Annotated in this window: 19 protein-coding genes and 2 pseudogenes; 11 read left to right on the top strand and 10 right to left on the bottom strand. The window is 48.5% G+C overall.

Annotated elements, in window-relative coordinates:
• Positions 1–40 precede the first annotated feature (40 nt).
• The gene (gene nfo, locus NUX24_RS07990) at positions 41–898 is read left to right on the top strand and encodes a deoxyribonuclease IV (protein WP_047652524.1); all 858 of its coding nucleotides are present in this window, start codon (positions 41–43) and stop codon (positions 896–898) included.
• Positions 899–945: 47 nt separating this feature from the next.
• On the opposite strand, the gene fruA is transcribed toward nfo, so the two are convergent.
• From fruA to fruB, 3 genes are read right to left on the bottom strand one after another with little or no spacing between them, the layout of a single operon-like run.
• Positions 946–2631: a PTS fructose transporter subunit IIBC gene (gene fruA, locus NUX24_RS07985; RefSeq protein WP_257830766.1), complete on the bottom strand. Its 1686-nt coding sequence runs from the start codon at positions 2629–2631 to the stop codon at positions 946–948.
• Positions 2632–2647: 16 nt separating this feature from the next.
• Positions 2648–3586 (bottom strand): 1-phosphofructokinase, encoded by a 939-nt coding sequence (gene fruK, locus NUX24_RS07980; protein ID WP_008500936.1) that lies wholly within the window; start codon positions 3584–3586, stop codon positions 2648–2650.
• Complete coding sequence (fruB, locus tag NUX24_RS07975; RefSeq protein ID WP_257830764.1) at positions 3586–4716, bottom strand: fused PTS fructose transporter subunit IIA/HPr protein; 1131 nt, start codon at positions 4714–4716, stop codon at positions 3586–3588. Before fruB ends, fruK begins: the two co-directional genes overlap by 1 nt.
• Positions 4717–5076: 360 nt before the next feature.
• Between fruB and setB the strand changes: the two genes are divergently transcribed.
• Entirely contained in the window at positions 5077–6258 is a 1182-nt protein-coding gene (gene setB / locus NUX24_RS07970; RefSeq protein ID WP_257830762.1) for a sugar efflux transporter SetB, read from the top strand.
• On the opposite strand, the gene NUX24_RS07965 is transcribed toward setB, so the two are convergent.
• Entirely contained in the window at positions 6255–6440 is a 186-nt protein-coding gene (locus NUX24_RS07965) for a Fe-S-cluster oxidoreductase (protein WP_073001508.1), read from the bottom strand. The two genes, setB and NUX24_RS07965, sit on opposite strands and share 4 nt — an antisense overlap.
• 89 nt (positions 6441–6529) lie before the next feature.
• Between NUX24_RS07965 and NUX24_RS07960 the strand changes: the two genes are divergently transcribed.
• The gene (locus tag NUX24_RS07960) at positions 6530–7285 is read left to right on the top strand and encodes a recombinase family protein (RefSeq protein WP_257830757.1); all 756 of its coding nucleotides are present in this window, start codon (positions 6530–6532) and stop codon (positions 7283–7285) included.
• A 56-nt stretch (positions 7286–7341) separates the two neighbouring features.
• Positions 7342–7458 (top strand): annotated as a pseudogene (locus NUX24_RS21835) (transposase); the annotation flags it as partial.
• 362 nt (positions 7459–7820) lie between these two features.
• On the opposite strand, the gene NUX24_RS07955 reads toward NUX24_RS21835, so the two are convergent.
• Together NUX24_RS07955 and NUX24_RS07950 are read right to left on the bottom strand one after the other, a co-directional pair.
• On the bottom strand, positions 7821–9350 hold the full coding sequence (locus NUX24_RS07955) for an HNH endonuclease (protein WP_257830754.1): 1530 nt from the start codon (positions 9348–9350) through the stop codon (positions 7821–7823).
• Positions 9351–9648: 298 nt separating this feature from the next.
• Positions 9649–10818 carry a hypothetical protein gene (locus tag NUX24_RS07950; protein ID WP_257830752.1) on the bottom strand — a complete coding sequence of 390 codons (1170 nt, stop codon included), beginning with the start codon at positions 10816–10818 and terminating at the stop codon, positions 9649–9651.
• Between the two features lie 1114 nt (positions 10819–11932).
• Here NUX24_RS07950 and NUX24_RS07945 point away from each other — a divergent pair.
• The 4 genes from NUX24_RS07945 to NUX24_RS07935 are packed head-to-tail and all read left to right on the top strand — an operon-like array spanning position 11933 to position 15231.
• Positions 11933–12292, top strand: coding sequence for a hypothetical protein (locus NUX24_RS07945; RefSeq protein WP_090419463.1), 360 nt, complete (start codon positions 11933–11935; stop codon positions 12290–12292).
• Positions 12289–12831, top strand: a complete 543-nt coding sequence (locus tag NUX24_RS07940) for an ABC-three component system protein (protein WP_072061320.1) — start codon at positions 12289–12291, stop codon at positions 12829–12831. The genes NUX24_RS07945 and NUX24_RS07940 overlap by 4 nt, the downstream gene beginning before the upstream one ends.
• Positions 12825–13346 carry an ABC-three component system middle component 5 gene (locus tag NUX24_RS21830; RefSeq protein WP_048224162.1) on the top strand — a complete coding sequence of 174 codons (522 nt, stop codon included), beginning with the start codon at positions 12825–12827 and terminating at the stop codon, positions 13344–13346. The genes NUX24_RS07940 and NUX24_RS21830 overlap by 7 nt, the downstream gene beginning before the upstream one ends.
• On the top strand, positions 13339–15231 hold the full coding sequence (locus NUX24_RS07935) for a hypothetical protein (RefSeq protein ID WP_257830747.1): 1893 nt from the start codon (positions 13339–13341) through the stop codon (positions 15229–15231). The genes NUX24_RS21830 and NUX24_RS07935 overlap by 8 nt, the downstream gene beginning before the upstream one ends.
• Positions 15232–15472: 241 nt before the next feature.
• Here NUX24_RS07935 and NUX24_RS07930 read toward each other — a convergent pair whose 3' ends face one another.
• From NUX24_RS07930 to NUX24_RS07920, 3 genes and pseudogenes are all read right to left on the bottom strand, one after another.
• Entirely contained in the window at positions 15473–16162 is a 690-nt protein-coding gene (locus NUX24_RS07930) for an inovirus Gp2 family protein (RefSeq protein ID WP_257830745.1), read from the bottom strand.
• A gap of 179 nt (positions 16163–16341) precedes the next feature.
• Positions 16342–16596, bottom strand: a complete 255-nt coding sequence (locus NUX24_RS07925; RefSeq protein ID WP_257830743.1) for a YkgJ family cysteine cluster protein — start codon at positions 16594–16596, stop codon at positions 16342–16344.
• A 112-nt stretch (positions 16597–16708) separates the two neighbouring features.
• Positions 16709–16792, bottom strand: a pseudogene (locus NUX24_RS07920) (YkgJ family cysteine cluster protein); the annotation flags it as partial.
• Between the two features lie 164 nt (positions 16793–16956).
• Between NUX24_RS07920 and yeiP the strand changes: the two are divergent.
• Positions 16957–17529, top strand: a complete 573-nt coding sequence (gene yeiP / locus NUX24_RS07915; protein WP_008500940.1) for an elongation factor P-like protein YeiP — start codon at positions 16957–16959, stop codon at positions 17527–17529.
• Positions 17530–17563: 34 nt separating this feature from the next.
• Here the strand turns inward: yeiP and uxuA are convergent, their stop codons facing one another.
• Positions 17564–18754: a mannonate dehydratase gene (uxuA, locus tag NUX24_RS07910; RefSeq protein ID WP_257830741.1), complete on the bottom strand. Its 1191-nt coding sequence runs from the start codon at positions 18752–18754 to the stop codon at positions 17564–17566.
• Between the two features lie 205 nt (positions 18755–18959).
• Here uxuA and NUX24_RS07905 point away from each other — a divergent pair, with 205 nt between their 5' ends.
• Complete coding sequence (locus tag NUX24_RS07905; RefSeq protein ID WP_257830739.1) at positions 18960–20426, top strand: mannitol dehydrogenase family protein; 1467 nt, start codon at positions 18960–18962, stop codon at positions 20424–20426.
• Between the two features lie 124 nt (positions 20427–20550).
• A complete protein-coding gene (locus NUX24_RS07900; protein ID WP_257830737.1) occupies positions 20551–21537 on the top strand; it encodes a GTP-binding protein in 987 nt (328 codons plus the stop codon).
• Positions 21538–21539: the final 2 nt, after the last annotated feature.

Raw genomic sequence — 21539 nt, 5'->3', positions numbered from 1 at the left:
CCCGCTATCATAAGCGTTTCGGGTTAGCAGGAGTTTTTTTATGAAATATGTTGGAGCGCACGTCAGCGCTGCAGGTGGCCTTGCGAATGCCGCCATTCGCGCCGCCGAAATCGAGGCGACCGCTTTCGCCCTGTTCACCAAAAACCAGCGCCAGTGGCGCGCCGCACCGCTCACCGCTGACGTGATTGACGATTTCAAAGCCGCCTGTGAGAAGTACCACTACGGGCCAGGCCAGATCCTTCCCCACGACAGCTACCTCATCAACCTCGGGCATCCGGTTGAAGAGGCGCTGGAAAAATCCCGCGAGGCGTTTCTTGATGAAGTACAGCGCTGCGAACAGCTTGGGCTGACGCTGCTGAACTTCCATCCGGGCAGTCATCTGATGCAAATCGATGAAGATGCCTGCCTGGCGCGCATTGCCGAGTCCATCAACATCACGCTGGACAAAACCAAAGGCGTCACCGCGGTAATAGAGAATACCGCCGGTCAGGGCAGTAACCTCGGCTTTAAGTTTGAACATCTGGCGGCGATTATCGACGGCGTGGAAGACAAATCCCGCGTGGGCGTGTGCATTGATACCTGCCACGCGTTTGCCGCTGGCTATGACCTGCGTACCACCGAGGCAACGAAAAACACGTTTGATGAGTTCGAGCGCATCGTGGGCTTTCAGTACCTGCGCGGCATGCACTTAAACGATGCGAAAAGCGCCTTTGGCAGCCGCGTTGACCGCCACCACAGCCTGGGCGAAGGCAATATTGGCCACGATGCGTTCCGCTTCATTATGCAGGACGCCCGCTTCGACGGTATTCCGATGGTGCTGGAAACCATTAATCCGGACATCTGGGCAGAAGAGATTGCCTGGCTGAAGGCACAGCAAACCGCTGAACAGGCGGCATAAAAAAAGCCGGGTGCATAATGCACCCGGCTTTTTTGTCACGTTAACCCTTAGGCTACTTTCGCAACCGCTTCTGCTTCAGGGCGCTTCAACACCGCATAAGACAGACCAGCCACCAGCGTACCCGCGATAATCGCCAGCAGGTAGCCCAGTACCGGCGTGATAGCGCCAGGGATCAGCAGCACGAACAGACCGCCGTGTGGTGCCATCAGTTTTGCGCCAATCGCCATGGAGATCGCCCCGGTCACTGCACCACCCGCGATACAGCATGGCAGCACACGCATTGGGTCACGCGCCGCGAACGGAATCGCCCCTTCGGTGATGAAGCACAGACCCAGCACCAGCGCCGCTTTACCGCCTTCCTGCTGCGCTTTATCGAACTTACGACGGGCAATAATCGTCGCCAGACCGAGCGCCAGAGGAGGCACCATACCTGCCGCCATGATGGCTGCCATTGGCGCGTAGGTCTGGGTACTCAGCAGGCCAACACCAAAGGCGTACGCCGCTTTGTTCACCGGACCACCCATGTCGGTACACATCATGCCGCCTAGGATTGCGCCCAGCAGAACCGCGTTCGCGGTACCCATGGTTTGCAGCCAGTGGGTCAGACCCGCCAGGATGCCCGCAACCGGCTTACCAATCAGGTAAATCATCGCCAGACCGACCACCAGGCTGGAAATCAGCGGGATGATCAGAATCGGCTTCAGCGCTTCCATACTCTGCGGCAGCTTGAGCTTCGAGCTGATGAGCTTCGCGACGTAACCGGCCAGGAAGCCCGCAATGATACCGCCGATAAAGCCAGAACCGGTGCTCACGGCAAGCATACCGCCGATAAGACCCGGCGTCAGGCCAGGACGGTCAGCAATGGAGAAGGCAATAAAGCCCGCCAGTACCGGCACCATCAGGGCGAAGGCTGAGCCGCCGCCGATCTGCATCAGCGCAGCCGCCAGCGTGCCTTGTTCTTTAAATGCGGTGATACCAAATGCGAACGAGAGGGCAATACACAGACCGCCCGCAACCACCATCGGCAGCATGTAAGACACGCCGGTCAACAGATGGCGATATGCGCCTGCAGACTCTTTCTTACCTTCCGTCGCGGTTTGACGCGCGCCGGTTGCCTGATACGGCTTCGCTTCCACTAGCGCTTTATCAAACTCCTGCGCGGTCTTTTTCAGCGCCAGGCCGGTAGACGTGCGGTACATTGGCTTACCTGCAAATTTCGCCAGGTCCACTTCGATATCCGCCGCCACGATCACCAGATCGGCCTCAGCCACTTCTTCAGGGGTGATAGCGTTGCCGGCACCGACGGAGCCGCGCGTTTCAACTTTAACCCACCAGCCGCGTTTTTTCGCTTCGGTTTCGATGGCTTCAGCTGCCATAAAGGTGTGAGCCACGCCCGTCGGGCAGGCCGTCACCGCGACAACGCGTTTCGGACCGGTGGTCGCAGCCGGTGCCGTCGCGACAGGCGCGCTGTAGACAGACGCGTGCCCTTTCGCTTCGCTCAGGAACAGTTCCGGATGTGCCACCGCGCGATTAATATCGCCCAGCCACACTTTTTTGCCGTTCAGCGCACTGTCAGCCGGGATCTTATCGCCCAGGACAATGGCCAGTTCTGCATCGCCTGGATTATCGATAATCTCCAGATGTGCTTTTTGTGCCGCCGCGCCCAGCAAGGTCTTCGCCATATAGGCGCGAGCCTGTCCGAGACCGGAGTCAATGATCAGCAGCGTTTTCATTATTCCTCTCCTGCTGTTAGTTAAAAGGTTTTAAGTCAACGCGCGCCATCATCGCGGCTAACTGGGTACGATCGGTAATACCGACATTGCTCTGGCTGACGGCCAGGGCAGCAACGGCAGTGGCAAGACGTAACGTATGTTCACTGGATTCCCGCATCAGCAGACCATAAATCAGGCCGCCAACCATGGAATCCCCTGCGCCAACGGTGCTCACAACTTCCATTGACGGCGGTTTGGCGATCCATTCGCCAGACGCGTTAACCCACAGCGCGCCTTCTGCACCAAGCGAGATCACCACGTGAGCGATACCCTGCTCGCGCAGCGCATGGGCAGCGTCAATCACATCTTTTAATTCCGGCAGCTTACGACCCGCCCAGATCTCCAGCTCGCGGCGATTCGGCTTAACCAGCCACGGCGAGGCTTTCAGACCCGCAACCAGCGCGTCGCGACTGCTGTCAAAAATAATGCACGGGCACTGGCTGCGCAGGCGCGTCATCCAGTCGGTAAACGCTTCCGGGCTGACGCCGGACGGCAGGCTACCGCTGACGCAGACCATATCAAACTGACCAAGCCAAGTCAGAGAATCGTTAACAAAACGCTCCCAGTCTGACGGCGTTACTTCGAAGCCAGAGAAGTTCAGATCGGTCACTTCACCGTCTTTCTCCGTCAGCTTAACGTTGATGCGGGTGCGGCCCTGAACAACCTGAAAACGGTTGGCAATGCCCAGCTCGCTGAACAGCTGCTGGAAACCATCCTGGTTATCTTTCCCGAGGAATCCACCCACGGTGACATCGATACCGAGATCCTTGAGCACTTTCGCGACGTTAATCCCTTTGCCCGCAGCATGCAGGCCAGTGGTACGCACGAGGTTGACTTCGCCGCGCTCAATTTCCGGGCAAAATCCTACCAGGTCATAAGCCGGGTTCAGCGTAATAGTCGCAACACGTCTGCTCATTATGCGCCCTCCCCCAGACCCGCCGCGATGGCATCGCCAATCGCTTTCAGCGCCTGTTCAGCATCGGCACCCTGCGCGGTGAAGCGCAGACGGTGGCCTTTCTTCACGCCCAGCGCGACAACTTTCATCAGACTACGGCCGTTGGCCGGTTTGCCCGTGCCGTCAAGATTCGCCACGGTGATCTCACTTTCGAATTGTTTAATGGTATTCACCAGCATGGTGCCCGGACGAGCGTGCAGGCCGTGCTCGTTGCGTACCACGAACTCCGCGGTCTGCAAGTCATCAGTCGGCGCATCATCACTGGTCAGCAGTGCCAGCACGGTGGAGGCATCAGCGTTCAGCAGTTTTTCAGCTTTGTTGTTCAGCAGTAGATCGCCCAGACGCTTCAGCACGGAAACCGGCTGCTCATCGTTCATTGCCACGGTCACCAGCATGGCCGCACGCTCGCCTTCCACGTCAAACGCATTGGCCGCGCGGCTCACGGCGATAGCGCTGCGCAGGTTGCCTTCAGCACTGTCGTTCAGCCAGATACCCTGACCCAGATTCAATGGCTTATCGTTAATCACGCGCGTCACAAAGGTGGCATCCGCCGCGCCGGCTTCTTTCAGACGACCCGCGTTCAGCGCCTGCAGCGTCACCAGATCGGAGGCAGCCACGTCCAGCGTCAGCGTTTCATTGTCCAGCTTCAGCGCTTCGCTCTGTTTTTCGCCCATCAGCAGGGCGCGCAGCTCTTCAGCTGTGGTCGCGGACTTAAGCTGTTCAGCCACATCGTCATCGCTCAGGACATGCGTCAGCTGACGCAGCAGGCCTAAGTGTTCATCGCTGCTGGCCGCGATACCGATAGCCACATACGCCACCTGACCGTCGCCCCAGAGCACGCCCTGCGGGAACTGATAAACCTGAACGCCGGTTTTCAGCACCTGATCGCGGGTGTCGGTGGTGCCGTGCGGAATGGCAATGCCATTACCGAGGAAGGTTGAGGTCTGCTGCTCGCGGGCCAGCATGCCGTTTACATAGCCGTCCGCGACGTTACCCGCCTGCACAAGCGCAGCGGCAACCTGGCGAATAGCCTCTTCTTTATCCCCGGCCTGAGCGCCCGGATGGATATCCTGAACAGATAACTGGAACATGGTTTTCCACTCCTGCTGAACTTGAATCGTTTCAGCTTTAATGAGAAAAAATGCGCTAGCCTGCTCCGTTTGTTAAAACAAGATAGCGCTGAAACGTTTCAAAAAGTCTTGCGCTTTCTGCAATGTCTTGCAAGTAAACTCGTATTTCCGATATCAGAATTTAGAGATACAGCACATTTCTTCTTCGTTCAGCTGAATTTTGCTGAAGTTCAGCAAGACAGTTTCAGCTAAGTTCAGCCGGGTGGGACGTAGTTGAAATGCCATTTTGATTTTTCGTGGCATCATTGACCGTACCCACTGTTTATTTTTTAGCTGACGGCGTAAACTCCGCCCCTCTCTGCTACTCGCTAATTATAAAACATGCATAACACCCCTGCGGCCGTCTCGCCGAAGCCCTATGATTTGACCTCAGCGGCATTCCTGATTGTTGCCTTCTTCACGGGCATTGCCGGTGCGTTACAGACGCCGACATTGAGCCTGTTTCTGACCAACGAGGTTCACGTCCGTCCAGCGATGGTGGGCTTCTTCTTTACCGGAAGCGCTATCATCGGCATCCTGGTCAGCCAGTTTCTGGCGGGGCGATCCGACAGAAAAGGCGATCGTAAAAGCCTGATCGTTTTCTGCTGTCTGCTCGGGGTCATGGCCTGCGTTTTATTTGCCTGGAACCGCAACTATTTCATTCTGCTCTTCGTCGGGGTTTTCCTGAGCAGCTTTGGCTCGACGGCGAACCCACAGCTGTTCGCCCTTGCCCGCGAACACGCCGACCATACCGGACGTGAAGCGGTGATGTTCAGCTCTGTCCTGCGTGCTCAGGTGTCTCTGGCATGGGTGATTGGCCCGCCGCTGGCTTACGCGCTGGCGATGGGTTTTGGTTTTACGGTGATGTACCTGAGCGCGGCCGTCGCGTTTGTGGTGTGCGGCGCGCTGGTGTGGTTCTTCCTGCCGTCCATGCGCAAAGAGGCGAAAGTGGCAACGGGCGTGCTGGAAGCGCCGCGCCGTAATCGCCGCGATGCCCTGCTCCTGTTCGCGATCTGCACGCTGATGTGGGGCACCAACAGCCTGTATATCATCAATATGCCGCTGTTTATTATTGATGAACTCCACCTGTCGGAGAAGCTGGCGGGCATCATGATGGGCACCGCGGCCGGGCTTGAGATCCCGACGATGCTCATTGCGGGCTATTACGCAAAGCGCTTCGGAAAGCGTTTTTTAATGCGCATCGCCGCTGTCGCCGGTCTGCTGTTCTATATCGGTATGCTGACGGTACATACGCCAGCGCTGCTGCTGGCTTTACAGCTGCTGAACGCCATCTACATTGGCATTCTCGCCGGGATAGGCATGCTCTATTTCCAGGATTTGATGCCGGGCCAGGCAGGCTCAGCCACCACCCTTTATACTAATACCACCCGCGTGGGCTGGATTATCGCGGGCTCAATGGCCGGTGTCGTTGCCGAAATCTGGAACTATCACACGGTTTTCTGGATTGCACTGGTGATGTGTACGCTGACGATCGGCTGTCTGGCGAGGATTAAAGACGTTTAGGGTGCGGTGAGTGCTTCCAGCTCAAGAAGGTACGTCATCGCCTGCCCTCGCGTGCTGCCGCACATTTCGGCAGTGGGCTGAAGCCCGGAGCAGACCTTCGGGCGCAGCGGCGATCCAAAGATCATGCACAGATTCGTTTCCGAGAGCTGAACGCAGCGGGTATTGGCAGGCTTGCCTAACATATAATTATTCACTGTTTAAAATTCACATTCCTGCTGTTAGCATCAGGTCTATCTGATCAATCAATACCATCCGAAGGGAATCACACTCAATGAAACCCAAGCTGTATTCGTACGTGCGTTTTTCATCTATGAAACAACGGGAAGGTAACTCCCTGGAGCGTCAGCAAGATACCGCTCTAAAAATTGCGGCCCGTTATAATCTCGAACTTGATACAACGGCTTTCCACGATCTCGGCATGTCTGCGTTCAAAGGAAAAAATGCTCATGAAGGGAAGTTATCGGAGTTCATCAAGCAGATTGGGGCTAAGGTTCCCGTTGGCTCGTGGTTAGTCGTCGAAAATCTTGACCGCATTAGTCGTGATGATGCCTGGAGCGCTTTGGATATATTCAAGAACATACTTAGCAGGGGGATAGTCGTTGTTACTGGCATGGATGAAAAGGTCTATAAGTACGCGGACGTAAAGAATAATCCAACCGATTTAATCATTTCATTGTTGATGTTCACACGCGCCCACGACGAGTCGTTGACAAAAAAGAATCGAGTTGAAGCCCAAGCCCGTTCGTTGATACGACACAACCTGACAAGAGAATCGGGAACACCAGCAAAAGCAATAGAATCCGTCGGTCAGAATGTTTGGTGGGTAGATACAAAATCAGGATACGTTACTCCACATCCTCTATATTTTACCGCAGCTCAGAAGATTATCGAACTTAAACAAAACGGTGAAACTCTTCTTGGAATCCAACGATATCTTAACGAACATTACCCTGCCCCTAAAAAGAGGGTTTATAAAGACCAGACAGGTCAAGCGCTGACACCCAAAACTGAATCGCCACGGGTTTAACAGATACCTCAGAGTCAATTAAGATGACTTAAAGAGAGGTTACCATGAGTGGTTAGCGTTATACCGAAGAGTTTAAAATCGCAGCAGTCAAACAGGTTGTTGATTGCTGTCATTCTGTTTCCAGCGCTGAAACACATCTCGATATGGCCATCCACAGCCTTTACGCATGGTTATCCGGTTCGATAATGCGTCAGCTTTTATTAAGAGCTGGCTTCTGAATCGTCCGCTTTTGGCACTTAGCAGACAGGTTCGGGGCAAGAAGTCGGTACGAGCGAGGAGTGGAAGTTGGCACTTTTGTGGGGTCAGTCCAGTTCCCACAAAAGTGATTACAGAAACAGCCGCAATTCAAGGGGCGGTATTTGCATTAAGTAACCACGAGGGGCGATAAGGATTAGTAAATGTCAACCTTTATGCTGAATTGAAATGTTTTTATTTATAATTAGCATTTTAGGCGAAAAAGAAAGGTTTGCTTATGAATATTCATTGCATGTTAGGGATAATTATCTCCATTAGATAACATAATGTTTTAATTGCTCTAAATTCTATCAATATTAAAGCTAAGCCAGCGTTCTAACAATCCTGATTTGTTCAGAGGTACTGAGTGATCATTTAGTTTTTTACCTTCCAACGTACTTTTAGCAAAGTATGTACAATCAGCCTTGAAATGCACTGTAAGAGAATCAGGCTCGATAGCCATCATTCCAGCGTCAAAAAGACGATGCAAACAAGCAAGCATAAGCACCCCATTAGAAGTGTTATTGTTCCCCGTTCCTACTGGCTCAATGTGAGCTGCTTCTAACGCTTCTCCGCTATTCGTAATAGCGCAACGATAATCAAAGTTAGCGGCTACACGTTCTTTAAAATCGTTCTGATTGGTACGGCTACGAACAATGCGATCAGCAAACAAAGCTTGCTCAATAGAATCAGCGAGGGTAACAGCGTAGGAGGAATCATTAGCAACAGAAGCTACATGTGCTTCTACAAGCGTTTCTATGGCCTCTGTAATGGTGTTTGCTTGTTCAGAGTCAGGGACAATAATCGCTTCTAAAGGAAGTACAGGTTTTTCTACAGGGGCTTTATAGGGCTTACAGACACTAAGAAAATCATGTATCTGTAATGCCGTCATATTCTCTTTAATTGCATCCCGTTTAAACGCTTCAACCATAGCAGCACTGTAACCTTTCTCTGCAAACAACCTGATCCACTTGTCACTAAATGATTCTGGCGTTTTGGCAATAGGAATAGAAACAACTGGCTCTACTGGCTCTACTGGCTCTACTGGCTCTACTGGCTCTACTGGCTCAGTAGATAACAATACAGGCGACTCAATGACAATATCCACAATATTAATAGGCGCTTCATTTTCTACAATTAACTTAGGTGTACTTACGCTAGTATGATGAACATCTTTAGTATGATCTACAAATGCACCAAATGATTTAAAGTCAATTTTACATTCAATACATGAAATAGGACGTCTTAAAAGTGCTGTGTCGAACCGTCTTTGTTCGACATTAGATAAATTGATCGCATCTTGCTTAACTTTTGCTATGTGCCAGGGATCAGATTTAATCGTCTCCTCATTAAGTAAAGCATTGGATTTAATAATTCGGTTTGTTCTGACAGCAGAAGGTTTTTTATCGTTATTTAGTTTATCTAGATTTGCACTTAAAATAATTGCTCTAGCTTTCTTAGCGGCTTGTTTTTTAGATAAACCAGATGCAATAAAATCTTGCATTAGCTTTGAATAAAGTTGAGGGTTATTTTTACGCTTTTGATTATCTAACTTACGTTTTTGGTTGTATATTTCCATTTGTTCAGGAGTTAAAGCACCTCCCGTACTACGCATAGTACCAGATGTAGCTAACGGCTTCTTACCGTTCATATTCCTTTTTACTTGCTCTTTGCTAACTCTAACTTTAGCTGTAGGAGCTTCTATACCGAAATCGTGATAGCTATCATTTTGAGTGCTGATCAGAACCTTTCTAACATCATCGGGAATAGGCTTACCTTCACGGCTTGCTCTTCCCCATGCTTTAATAGCTTCTAAGCGTGTCATTTTCATGCGAGTACCTGAAAAATCTGTAGATATGGGCAAGTATATAAACCATTCTTTTCATTCGTCTATCCATGCGAAAGCAAGCACTGCAAGAACTGACGGAATGAAGGCAGGCATTACCGTCATACATTAATCCACATAGAAACGGCGTAGACGTTGTGTAAGTATCCCTGCAAAACAAACCATCATTTTAGAGGGCCTCTGACACTCCAACTTCCGCTCCTGGCACGGAGCGGACTGTCAGATTAAGTCCGGCCCTGCGCCACACCTTAGTCAGGCCAAATCTGAGCTAATACAAATAAAGTTATCGTTTGACGGTCGCTGAAAGAACCTCATCCTGTGCCAGTAAAGTAATCACATCTCCGGCGATATCCGGTCTTATGCCAGGCGTTTTGTAAGTCGCATACACCGCAACCGATAATGGACTCCAATTGTGCTTCTCAGCAATACGTTTTACCTCATCGATAACCTTAAACGTATCGTTTTCCAAAGCCAGTCCTAAACGAGCTGTATCCAGATAAACGCGCTGAACTGCGGAGATATACGCGAGCTTTTTAAGTTCTGCGGTAATAATGCGCTGCGCTTCCACACCGATAGAGGAGCCCCCCTCAACGACCCCTGTCAATCCAACAAGCTTACCACCATCACTACGAGTATTGTCATCTTTGTCTCTGTGGAGCGGTACTAAGGCATTCAACTCTACATCCTGTTGAAGTAACTCCAGCAGTTCGGTCAAAAGCTCAGTTTTGATGACACCTTTTAAAGCGGCTGCTCTTTTAGCCAAGCTAATAGGTGACTGCCCCAACCGAGCCGACATTGAAATAAGGCAACTAGCGATTATGAAAATATCGTTTTCCCCGACTAGAGGGGCACACTCGGCACGAAAGGATTGCTCGTCACGAAGGAGAGGATTTGCTTTTTCAGGCTTCCTAACTTTTGATTTTGGCTGCTTCTTGCTATAGCCACGCAAGGCATCCTGTGCGCTTCGGGTTAGAATGCTGATACTTTTAATCAGACCCTCATTACCCTTGAGGTTGGCAATCATTTGTTGCATATTTTCGAGCCTGCCAAGCATCTCGGGAACAGCTTTACCCGCAGCGATCTTCTCACTGATATCATTAAGATTTCTTAAAACACCAGTAACAAGCTGCGAGGGAGCAGGAACCGAGGCATTCAGTTGGTGGCTTTTTTTGATTTCTTTTTCCATCAACTGGATCGCATGCTTCCAGTCGGTTTGTACACCAGCTTTAAGGGTTCCAAGATTAAGAATAGTGGTTCGAAGACTTTCGCATTTATCTAAAGGAATAGGTTCACCATTCTGTTTACCTGTTTTCAGCCAGTGAACTAAGGATACGAAGTCAACTTTAGCTGTCGCAACAAGTCCATTGATAACTCGCTGCCTCACTTCAGGGGTAAAGTGATTTGTTCTCGGCGCTGGCAGGCGGTCATTTTTGTGCGCTATTGGTCTCTTCATAATGGATATCTCAAGTTGGCTCCATCAACGATAAATCCCGTCTGGGTTCCAGGCAGCAATCAATCCCTCTTACATATCATGATTTAAGGTAGTGATACCCGCTGCACCATCAAAGTATTGTTATATTTTGATCGCTCAGATGATTGTTCAACTTCCGCTTTTGTCACGGGGCGGAAGTGTCAAATTGGGAGAGGATCTGTGCCAAAGCTGCTTCAGGCCAAATCTAATACTTTATCTTCGATTCTGACCGGACAAGGAACATTGAACAAAATGTTCTAAGGGTTGCGAAAATCGTTTCAAATGCTGAAATGATGTACTGAATCACGAGAGGAGCGAGTTCCGTCAAGCGAAGCGAAGACGGATAGTTAACACTGGTTAAAAAACATACGGAAATGTACTGTTTTCTCTATATATAAAATATAAATATTATAAACAGTACATCGTACACAGACACTCACTTCGTTCGTGTCCCTCGCTACGCTCGGAATTTTGAAGTAATCTATGATTATATAAACAAAGCAATTATCGTTGGACTATCATGCAACTGACCGAAGCTCAGAGTTAACTGGTATTATTCATGACTTAAAACGCCCTGAGAGCGCCTGTAAGCGATTTTTATGATATGGCTAATACGATTTGATACCTTGCAAAGAAAAACGCTCTACGGGCTTCCTGTGCGATATTTACGAATCCAGTGCTTTACGATTCAACTTTGATGTTGAGTATAAGCGCGTTCCCTTCCCTGTTTGCAACTTCCTGCGTTCTTTTGCTAGGTAAGAAAGCCAGAATATCGGACCTGCGAGTGTTGTAGGATTAGCACGATGTACGACGTAATGATCGGGATAGTACTTCGTAGCTTTGGGCACGTTTACCATCATTGCTCTGTCTGTCCATTACTATAGTAAGCCTTGACAATGCTGCTTGGGCGATGAGCAAAGTCTAAGACTATCAGATCGATTCCTATTTAGTATTCTATCTATCTTTCATTCGATAACCCATTGAAAAACATAAAATAACCTATAGCATATCTTGATTGATTTTTTATGGATTTTAGACTTAGTTAATGGTAAATTGTCAATGCTTTCAATGTGCTAATTATAGTATAGGGAAATTTATGAGCGATTTTTGGAGTAAATCAATAAAAAAAGTTGGTCTTCCCGGGCTCGTACTTTACGTTTTTTATTTTGTTATTGATAAAATCTTCGACGAAAAAATAACAGATTTTTTAGGAATTAATAGGTTCTTCATTTTAATCCTAATCATTCTTGTTCTCTTGGCTATATTCTTCATTTATTCTACATTAAAAACAGCAAAAACCTATCCTACAGTTGAAAATGATGACACCCGTCCTCTAGATGCTACTAATAATGAGACCAAGGCAGAGCTGCCGTCATCAACACCTCCCCATGTAAAAATCCAGACCGTTGAATATAAAGATAATGCAAGACATGAGGGAGATAACAATTTCTCATGACTATATCTCAAGTTAAATATCAAGATGGCGCATCGCATGACGGCGACAACAATTTTTATACACTGTCGAGTTTAGAATCGACCATTGATCAGGTTAAAAAGTCTTGTTTAGGTCATGACGAATTAATATCCATAATGGAAGATTTAGCTGAGTATCTAGATGATTATCCAGGAAGAGAGATCATTGGACTGGAAGGTAAACTTTTACGCGGTGACAGATCTGACTTAGTGGAAAGAGCAACTAGGCTAAAAAATAAATTTGCTCGGAGAGTTGCTAAAGATCAAATGTCTCTGGTTGAACAAACAGTATACATTCAAATTCTTTCCGCCATTTGTTCGAGCTGGCATCAGTGTATTTATCCAGCAATAATGAGTGGTCAAAGTAAAGTAGAAATCGATAGACTAGTTAATATTGAAATAATTCAACCAGTGCATAAAGCTATTGTTCGTTACGATAGCTTGATTACTACTGAGTTGGTATCAGGAATGCTTTATTTTTTGACTGGCTTATGTCATGTATCGTGGGGGATTAAATGTTAATATATCACCCAATATTCGATACGAGCCATTGCGTCTATAGATCGTTGCTTTTATTAGAAGAGCAAAATGACTGTGAAATTGATATTGAACTATTCAGGCTAATGGACTTTTATGTACTTTTCCCTAGTCTTTTAAAACTCATAAAACCATTTCCGAATGAATTAAGACGTTATAAAAAAGCAATACAAAAGATAAGTGAACCTTACGAGAACATTCAGAATCCTAATCGAATTTTCATTGAACTAAGACGAATTCAATCTATCGCGTTCCATCATCTTTTGTCCAAGAATTTAATTGATATGGAAAGTTATACAAATGGAAAGATAAAAAGGACTAAAACTGTTTTACCTGAAGATTTAAAACATTCTTTGAGCGAAGTTTCCTACAGGAAGAGTGAATGGTTTGCCCTAATATCCAAAGGGTTCCAGCAAATTGAATTTTACGGCTCCAACGGACTAAAAAAAAGAACAGGTCTTATGGAATATAGATATGACGAGGTAGATACAAATGATTAAGCCTCATTTGATTGTTGAAAGATTCGCTGTATCCAGGAACGGCATTTTTGTGTATGACCAAGAATTCCACAAAGGCGTTAATATAATAAGAGGTTGGAATGGGACGGGCAAATCAACGATTGTAGATTTATTGTCTTATGCTTTAGGTTCAGTTATAACTGACTGGACTCAACATCAGTCATATTGTGATAAAGTGTTTGCTCAAGTTTCACTCAACGGAATTAGGGTCACATTAAAAAGAGATATTGTTGAAAACGGACTGTCAAAGATGTACTTGCATGAAGGTACTATTGACTCATCCATCAAACTCAATGCTCACTGGACAGGTTACCCTTATCGCAGAAGTGATACATTACATAGCTTTTCTCAGCAGCTTTTTGAGCTTTTGAGTCTTCCAAGACATAAAACTGATGATGACCGAAATTTAACTCTCCATCAGATAATGCGATTGATGTACGTTGACCAATTATCAGCAACAACTAAGCTTTTAAAAGAAGAGAAGAACTTTGATAATCCTAACTTAAGAAGAGCTATTGGTGAATACCTTCTTGGCATTGATGACTTAGAAGCTCACAACTTAAGACAAGAACTGTTATCAGAAACAAAACGTTTCGAAAAATTCAATTCAGAAGCGAATTCAATATTTAAGATAATTGGCGGAGATGATGTAAAAGTAAGTGAACATTCATTAAATCAGCGCATTGAAAAATACTCACTTGAACTTGATAAACTTAATGAAGAGATGCAAACGTTGCTTTCTGGTGGAAACACGGATGATAGCAGCGAAGACAAATCCGTTTTAGCAAAATTACAAAATGAAAATCTTGAGTTGATATCTTTCCGATTCAAAATACAGGAAGAAATTATTTCTTTATCAAAAGAAATGAGCGACACGAAACTTTTCTTAATTTCACTAGAATCAAGGAAAGATGCACTATTACATTCTAAATCCGTTAATAATTCACTTGGTAGTATTGAATTCAAATATTGCCCCTCATGTTTAAATCATATTGAGATAAGCACCGATTTAGAAAGCTGTGGATTATGCAAAAGTAAAAATAGCAAAAACTCGTCTGATGATGCTTATGTCAAACAACTCAACAACCTGAACTTTCAAATAAAAGAAAGCAGTCAAGTTATTGCAAGTCTTGAAAGTGAGATCAGAAACCTTAATGTTAATCTAGAAAAGACAAGCTTAAAAATAAATGAGCTATCTCGTAGCCTTAAGACTTTCTCATTGATTCCATCCGAAAAAGAAAGCTTGATAATTGAAATTGGAAAAAGCATCGGATTTATTGAGGGAGCCATTCTTTCTCTTGAAGAAAACAGAGGTGGCATTTCTAAAATAAATGCTCTCTTACTGGAGAAGCAACAAGCCCAAAAAAGAATTTTGGAAATTAAAGATAAACTCGCTTCATTAGACAAACTTCAAGCAGAAAGACAAGTGGCTGTATACTCTGATATAGAGCAAATAACCAAAAGACTGTTAATATCAGATGGTGGCAACGAGCCTGCATTCGATAACCCTGGCGATGTTATTATTGACTTTGCTCGCGACAGAATGTATTTGGACGGCATGAGTAAATTTTCCGCTAGTTCAATGGTTATTTTCAAAAACAGTATTCGGCTTGCTATCTTCCTCCACTGCGTTGACGATCCAGAGTCACGCCTACCTAATTTCATTATTATGGATAATATTGAAGATAAAGGAATGGTTGATGCACGAAGCCATAATTTCCAACACGTTATAATTAATGAATGCCAAAATTTACATGATGAGTATCAGTTAATATTTACAACATCCATGATATCTCCAGAGTTAAACGACACTTCATATTGTGTTGGCCCTTATTATCCTAAAGGCACTCACACACTTAATCTATAAGTACATGTAAACCCGGAAATATTTCTCTCATAAAGCAATTTTCCGGGTTTCATCTATCTTTGTAGCAGATTCTAGAGCGCGTAATTAGTTTGTTACCGAATCTATACCAAGAGTGCTCCATACCCCTTCAAAAAAGCCTTGTATACCACTCCGGAGAACTTTTAGGTGAAAACCAATAAATGTATTCACATCCCATAAAAACGGCTCTTAAAGCGATACAGGAAAGATTTGACTGTCTTTGTTAATTTCCCGCTTTCATTCTGAGCTTGGATGTTGAAAAGATCCTGTGCCCTTCTCCAGATGAAAATTTACCGCTGTTTTTCGCAAGGTACGAAATACGCTCAACAAAATCAGCAAGGGAATCATGATGACCCCTTACGATAGAGTATCGGCCATTCTCAGCTAAATGCACACGGCTGGTATCGTCTGTCAATTCATTCCAAAGCTCACTTATCAACCCAATCATGCCTGTGTTACCAAAGCCAGCGGTTTGAACTTGGAAATGAGGTAATGCTATCCAGCAGTGGTAATGAACCTGCATAGCCCTTTCCTTTTCTCGAACCCAACCGTAAGCAAATTTTTTTATTGGTTGTCCATTCCACGCCTTCTTTTTAAAGCGCCCTCTCAATCGTTCAAAAAGATCACTCACTAATCCATTACTTTCCGAAACAGGCATTCCCTCCGGTACTGACAAATCGAACCGGAAAGCAAAAACCTTGCTGTATTGCGATTGCATTGCATGGATCTGCTTAATGAACGCATCAATGATTTCTTTTCTGATCGGATGATAACCCTTCTTCATCGAATCATAGTTCAACCGGTATACAAGCCCATCAAGTACATATTCAGAGCTATGGATAAGTGAGTAACGACCATCATCACGATGATTGGTTATTTTTTGAACATCAGGGAAAGGCAGATCTATGGACATACAACTAACACCACATAACAGATATTAATAATAACCAGTATGAGGGAGAGACTCCTGGGGAGGACCAAGCCCAACAGCTACTGGCATAAATGCGGTGTTAGTAGATAAATAGAAACTCCGAAAAGTTTACACAGAGATTTTCTTTCACTATACACCACAAAATTATTTATGGCAACAATTTATGGTGAGGTTAGTTTTTCAAGATGGATCAAGTAAGCCATAGCCTCTTCGCGATTTTTATGGCACATATCGAGTGAAGGGCGCAGACTGCTACACACCGTGGGGCGGTGGATTGACCCAAAGATGTTGCATAGATTATCTTCCGATAACTGTACACATCTAACATTTGCTGGCTTGCCTTGTGGCATCCCGGGAATTGGGCTGGATATAGAAGGCGCGATGCAACATGCACCGCAATCACTACGACACTGCATTAGAATTGCCCCTGATATAGCCGATGAACTTCACTCGACTTTAACCGCAGGTCACTCGAATCGATAGGCTGAATCATATCCCTAAAACTCATACTATGTACAATTGACTATCAGGCTTGCCCCCCGGCATTCCTGGAATGGGGCTTGAAATGGACGGTGCAGTACAGCACGCGCCACAATCGGGACGACAATCCATAAATGCTCTCTTTAGCTGACGATGGCCCGCGCAGTCGGGCATCGCGCGCACAGTAACACCTTTTGCGTATTGATAGCAAAAGCCACGAATTCCTCTTGCCTGAAAGGCCGCGCGCGAGTAATTTGGCGCGATATTTTTTACCTCCCGTAAACAGGATTACTGCAATGCCAAGAGCGAACGAAATTAAGAAAGGTATGGTGCTGAATTACAACGGCAAACTGCTGATTGTGAAAGATATCGACATTCAGGCACCCAGCGCCCGTGGTGCAGCAACGCTGTACAAAATGCGTTTCGCCGATGTGCGTACTGGCCTGAAGGTGGAAGAGCGCTTTAAAGGTGACGACATCGTCGATACCGTGACCCTGACCCGTCGCTACGTTGATTTCTCCTACATCGACGGCAACGAATACGTGTTCATGGACAAAGAAGATTACACCCCGTATATCTTCACCAAAGACCAGATTGAAGAAGAGCTGCTGTTCATCCCTGAAGGCGGCATGCCTGACATGCAGGTCCTCACCTGGGACGGCGTGCTGCTGGCGCTGGAGCTGCCGCAGACCGTCGATCTGGAAATCGTGGAAACCGCACCCGGCATCAAAGGCGCATCCGCAAGTGCGCGCAACAAACCGGCAACCCTAACCACCGGCCTGGTTGTGCAGGTGCCTGAATACCTCTCCGCTGGCGAGAAGATCCGCATCCATATCGAAGAAAAACGCTATATGGGTCGCGCTGACTAACACAAAAAACCCGGCTTTGCGCCGGGTTTTTCTTTTACAGCAATTCAGGATACTTCGTCATCTTCAGCGCCAGCTCAACGCCGCGCACTTCCGCCATCCCTTTAAGACGGCCAATCGCCGAATAGCCCGGGTTGGTTTTCTTACGCAGATCGTCCAGCATCTGGTGGCCGTGATCCGGACGGAACGGAATAGGACGCACGTCGCCCGCCTGCTTGCGACGCGCCTCTTCCGCCAGAATGGCATCTACCACCGCTACCATATTCACATCGCCGCCCAGGTGCGCCGCCTCGTGGAAGGTTTTTGGATTATCCTCACGGCAGGTCGCACGCAGGTGCGTAAAGTGAATGCGATCGCCAAAGGTTTCAATCATCCGCACCAGGTCGTTATCCGCACGCACGCCGTAGGAGCCGGTACACATGGTGAAGCCGTTATAGATGCTGTTTACCGTCTCTTTCAGCCACTGCATATCTTCAATAGTGGAAACGATGCGCGGCAGGCCGAGGATAGGACGCGGTGGATCGTCCGGGTGTACAGCGAGGCGTACACCTGCCTCTTCAGCAACCGGCACGATAGCGCGCAGGAAGTACGCCATGTTTTCACGCAGCTGCTGCTTATCAATATCGCCGTATTCCGCCAGGCGCGCGCGGAACTGATCCAGCGTATAACCCTCTTCAGCCCCCGGCAGGCCCGCAATAATATTACGGGTCAGCTTTTCGATGTCTGCGTCACTGGCGGCGTTAAACCACGCGTGCGCCTGCTGCTGCTCTTCCGCGGTGTAATCCGCGTCGGCGCCAGGACGTTTCAGAATGTGCAGCTCAAACGCCGCGAAGGCGATCTGGTCGAAGCGCAGCGCTTTCGAGCCGTCCGGCATTTGGTATTCAAGGTCGGTACGCGTCCAGTCCAGAATAGGCATGAAGTTATAGCAAACCGTATCAATGCCGCAGGCTGCCAGGTTACGAATGCTCTGCTGATAGTTAGCAATCCAGGTCTGGTACTCCCCGGAATGAGTTTTGATGTCTTCGTGAACCGGGATGCTCTCCACCACAGACCAGGTTAACCCCTTCTCCGCCAGCAGCGCCTGACGCTGTTGAATTTCTTCAACCGGCCATACCTGACCGTTAGGAATATGATGCAGCGCCGTGACGACACCCGTTGCGCCAGCCTGGCGCACATCATCAAGAGAAACCGGATCGTTCGGCCCGTACCAACGCCAGGTTTGTTCCATTGCCTCACCCTCTTAAGTTGTTATACCAATATGTGTTACTGCAATGACGACTACCATACATGTTTGCCGCTAAGGGTCAACATACCGCCACACATTGATTGATCAAACTCACATAACGCGGATATTTACGGCTCACCAATTTTATTTGCTGTCATATAACTTTACACTGGCATTGTTAATTAATGGTTAATCAGGTGTATATCACATGAAGACAATTGCCTCCACAGCCCTTCCTGCCCAGGTTCAGCAGCCGCGCTACGATCGTCAGCAACTGCGCTCCCGCATCGTCCATTTTGGCTTTGGCGCGTTTCACCGTGCGCACCAGGCATTGTTAACAAATCGGGTGCTGAATGAAAAAGGCGGCGACTGGGGTATTTGTGAGATTAGCCTTTTCAGCGGCGATATGCTGATGAGCCAGCTGCGCGCGCAGGATCACCTGTTCACCGTCCTGGAGAAAGGGGCAGAAGGAAATGAGGCGATTATCGTCGGTGCCGTCCATGAATGCCTGAACGCAAAACTGGACTCTCTGCCCGCCATTATTGAGAAATTTTGCGAGCCTCAGGTCGCGATCGTGTCGCTCACCATCACGGAGAAAGGCTATTGCATCGATCCCGCGACCGGGAAACTCGATCTGCACAACGCCCGGGTAATCCATGACCTTGAAAATCCATCAGAGCCACATTCCGCACCCGGGATCCTTGTCGAAGCGCTTCACCGCCGCCGCGAGCGCGGTTTGCCTGCGTTTACCGTGCTCTCCTGCGACAATATCCCCGATAATGGGCACGTGGTGAAAAACGCAGTGCTGGGCATGGCGCAAAAGCGTTCTGCAGCGCTGTCTGAATGGATTGACAGCCACGTGAGCTTCCCGGGAACGATGGTCGACAGAATTGTTCCCGCCGCGACGGAAGCCTCGCTGGCGGAAATCACCGACGCGCTCGGCGTGGAAGATCCGTGCGCCATCAGCTGTGAACCGTTTATTCAGTGGGTGGTAGAAGATAATTTTGTCGCTGGCCGTCCGGAATGGGAAGTGGCGGGCGTTCAGATGGTGCAGGATGTTCTGCCGTGGGAGCAGATGAAATTGCGCATGCTCAACGGCAGCCACTCTTTCCTGGCGTATCTGGGGTATCTCGCGGGCTACGCCCATATTAATGAATGCATGGAGGACGCCGCGTTTCGTGAAGCCGCCCGTCGGCTGATGCTGAACGAGCAGGCCCCCACATTACGCATTAAGGATGTCGACCTCACCGCCTACGCCGATAGCCTGCTCAAGCGCTTTGCCAACCCGGCGCTCCAGCATCGAACCTGGCAAATCGCGATGGACGGTAGCCAGAAGCTTCCGCAAAGAATGCTGGACGGGATCCGCGTTCATCTCGAGCGAAAAACACCGTGGTCGCTGCTGGCTCTGGGCGTGGCCGGCTGGATACGCTACGTCAGCGGTACCGACGACCGTGGCAACGCGATTGATGTTCGCGATCCCCTCAGCGATAAAATCCGCGCCATCGTCGACGCCAGCAGCGATGCCGACCGCGTTAACGCGCTGCTGGGGCTCAGCGAGGTCTTTGGTCACGATCTCGCACAAAACAGCGTCTTTGTGGAGGCTGTCAGCCAGGCATACCAGCGCATCACCCGCCACGGCGCACGTCAGGCTGTTATCGAAACGTTAAATATTTAACGATTATTGCGCTTAACGCGAACGGATGAAGCCTCCGTTCGCCCTCCCTCTTCTCACAGGTCACGTTTTTCGCCAGGATAAAGAGAATAGTGTTATAGCATCACAATTCTCATCTGGAGCGCACGTGACCAAAACCAACCTCATCACCGGTTTTCTCGGCAGCGGTAAAACCACCTCAATTCTCCACCTGCTGGCGAACAAAGATCCTGCCGAGAAATGGGCGGTGCTGGTCAATGAATTTGGCGAGGTGGGCATTGACGGCGCGTTGCTGTCATCCAGCGGCGCGATGATTAAAGAGATCCCCGGCGGATGCATGTGCTGCGTCAATGGCCTGCCGATGCAGGTCGGGCTTAATACCCTGCTGCGTCAGGGCAAACCTGACCGCCTGCTGATTGAACCCACCGGGCTGGGTCACCCTAAGCAGATCCTCGATTTACTGACCGCCCCGGTTTACGAGCCTTGGATCGATCTGCGCGCCACCCTGTGCCTGCTCGATCCGCGTCAGCTTCTGGATGACAAAGCGGTGGCCAATGAGAACTTCCGCGATCAGCTCGCCTCGGCTGACGTTATTGTCGCGAATAAAGCAGATCGCGCCACGGCTGAAAGCCAGGCCGCACTGGACGCGTGGTGGCAACATTTCGGCGGCAACCGCACGCGGGTACAGGCCACCCAGGGGAATATTGATAGCGCCCTGCTTGACCTTCCTCGTGTGAACATGGCTGAACTTCCGGCCAGTGCGGAACATCAACATCGTCATTCGGTGAAACAGGGTTTAGCCGCTCTCAGCCTGCCGGAACATCAGCGCTGGCGTCGTAACCTGAACAGCGGCCAGGGATATCAGGCCTGCGGATGGATTTTTGATGCTGAAACCGTTTTCGACACTATTGGGATCCTGGAGTGGGCCCGACTTGCTCCCGTCGATCGTGTGAAAGGGATCATGCGCACCCCAGACGGGCTGGTGAGGATCAACCGTCAGGGTGACGATTTCTTTATTGAAACGCAGAATGTGGCGCCGCCTGACAGCCGAATAGAGTTAATTAGTGCGGTTAACGCCGACTGGAATGCCCTCCAGTCCAGCCTGTTGAGGATTCGTTTAAGTTCGGGGGGCTAACG

The sequence above is a fragment of the Enterobacter sp. HG048 genome (genome assembly GCF_024702055.1).
Taxonomy (GTDB): domain Bacteria; phylum Pseudomonadota; class Gammaproteobacteria; order Enterobacterales; family Enterobacteriaceae; genus Enterobacter; species Enterobacter dykesii.
This window is presented reverse-complemented; position numbering and strand designations above follow the sequence as displayed.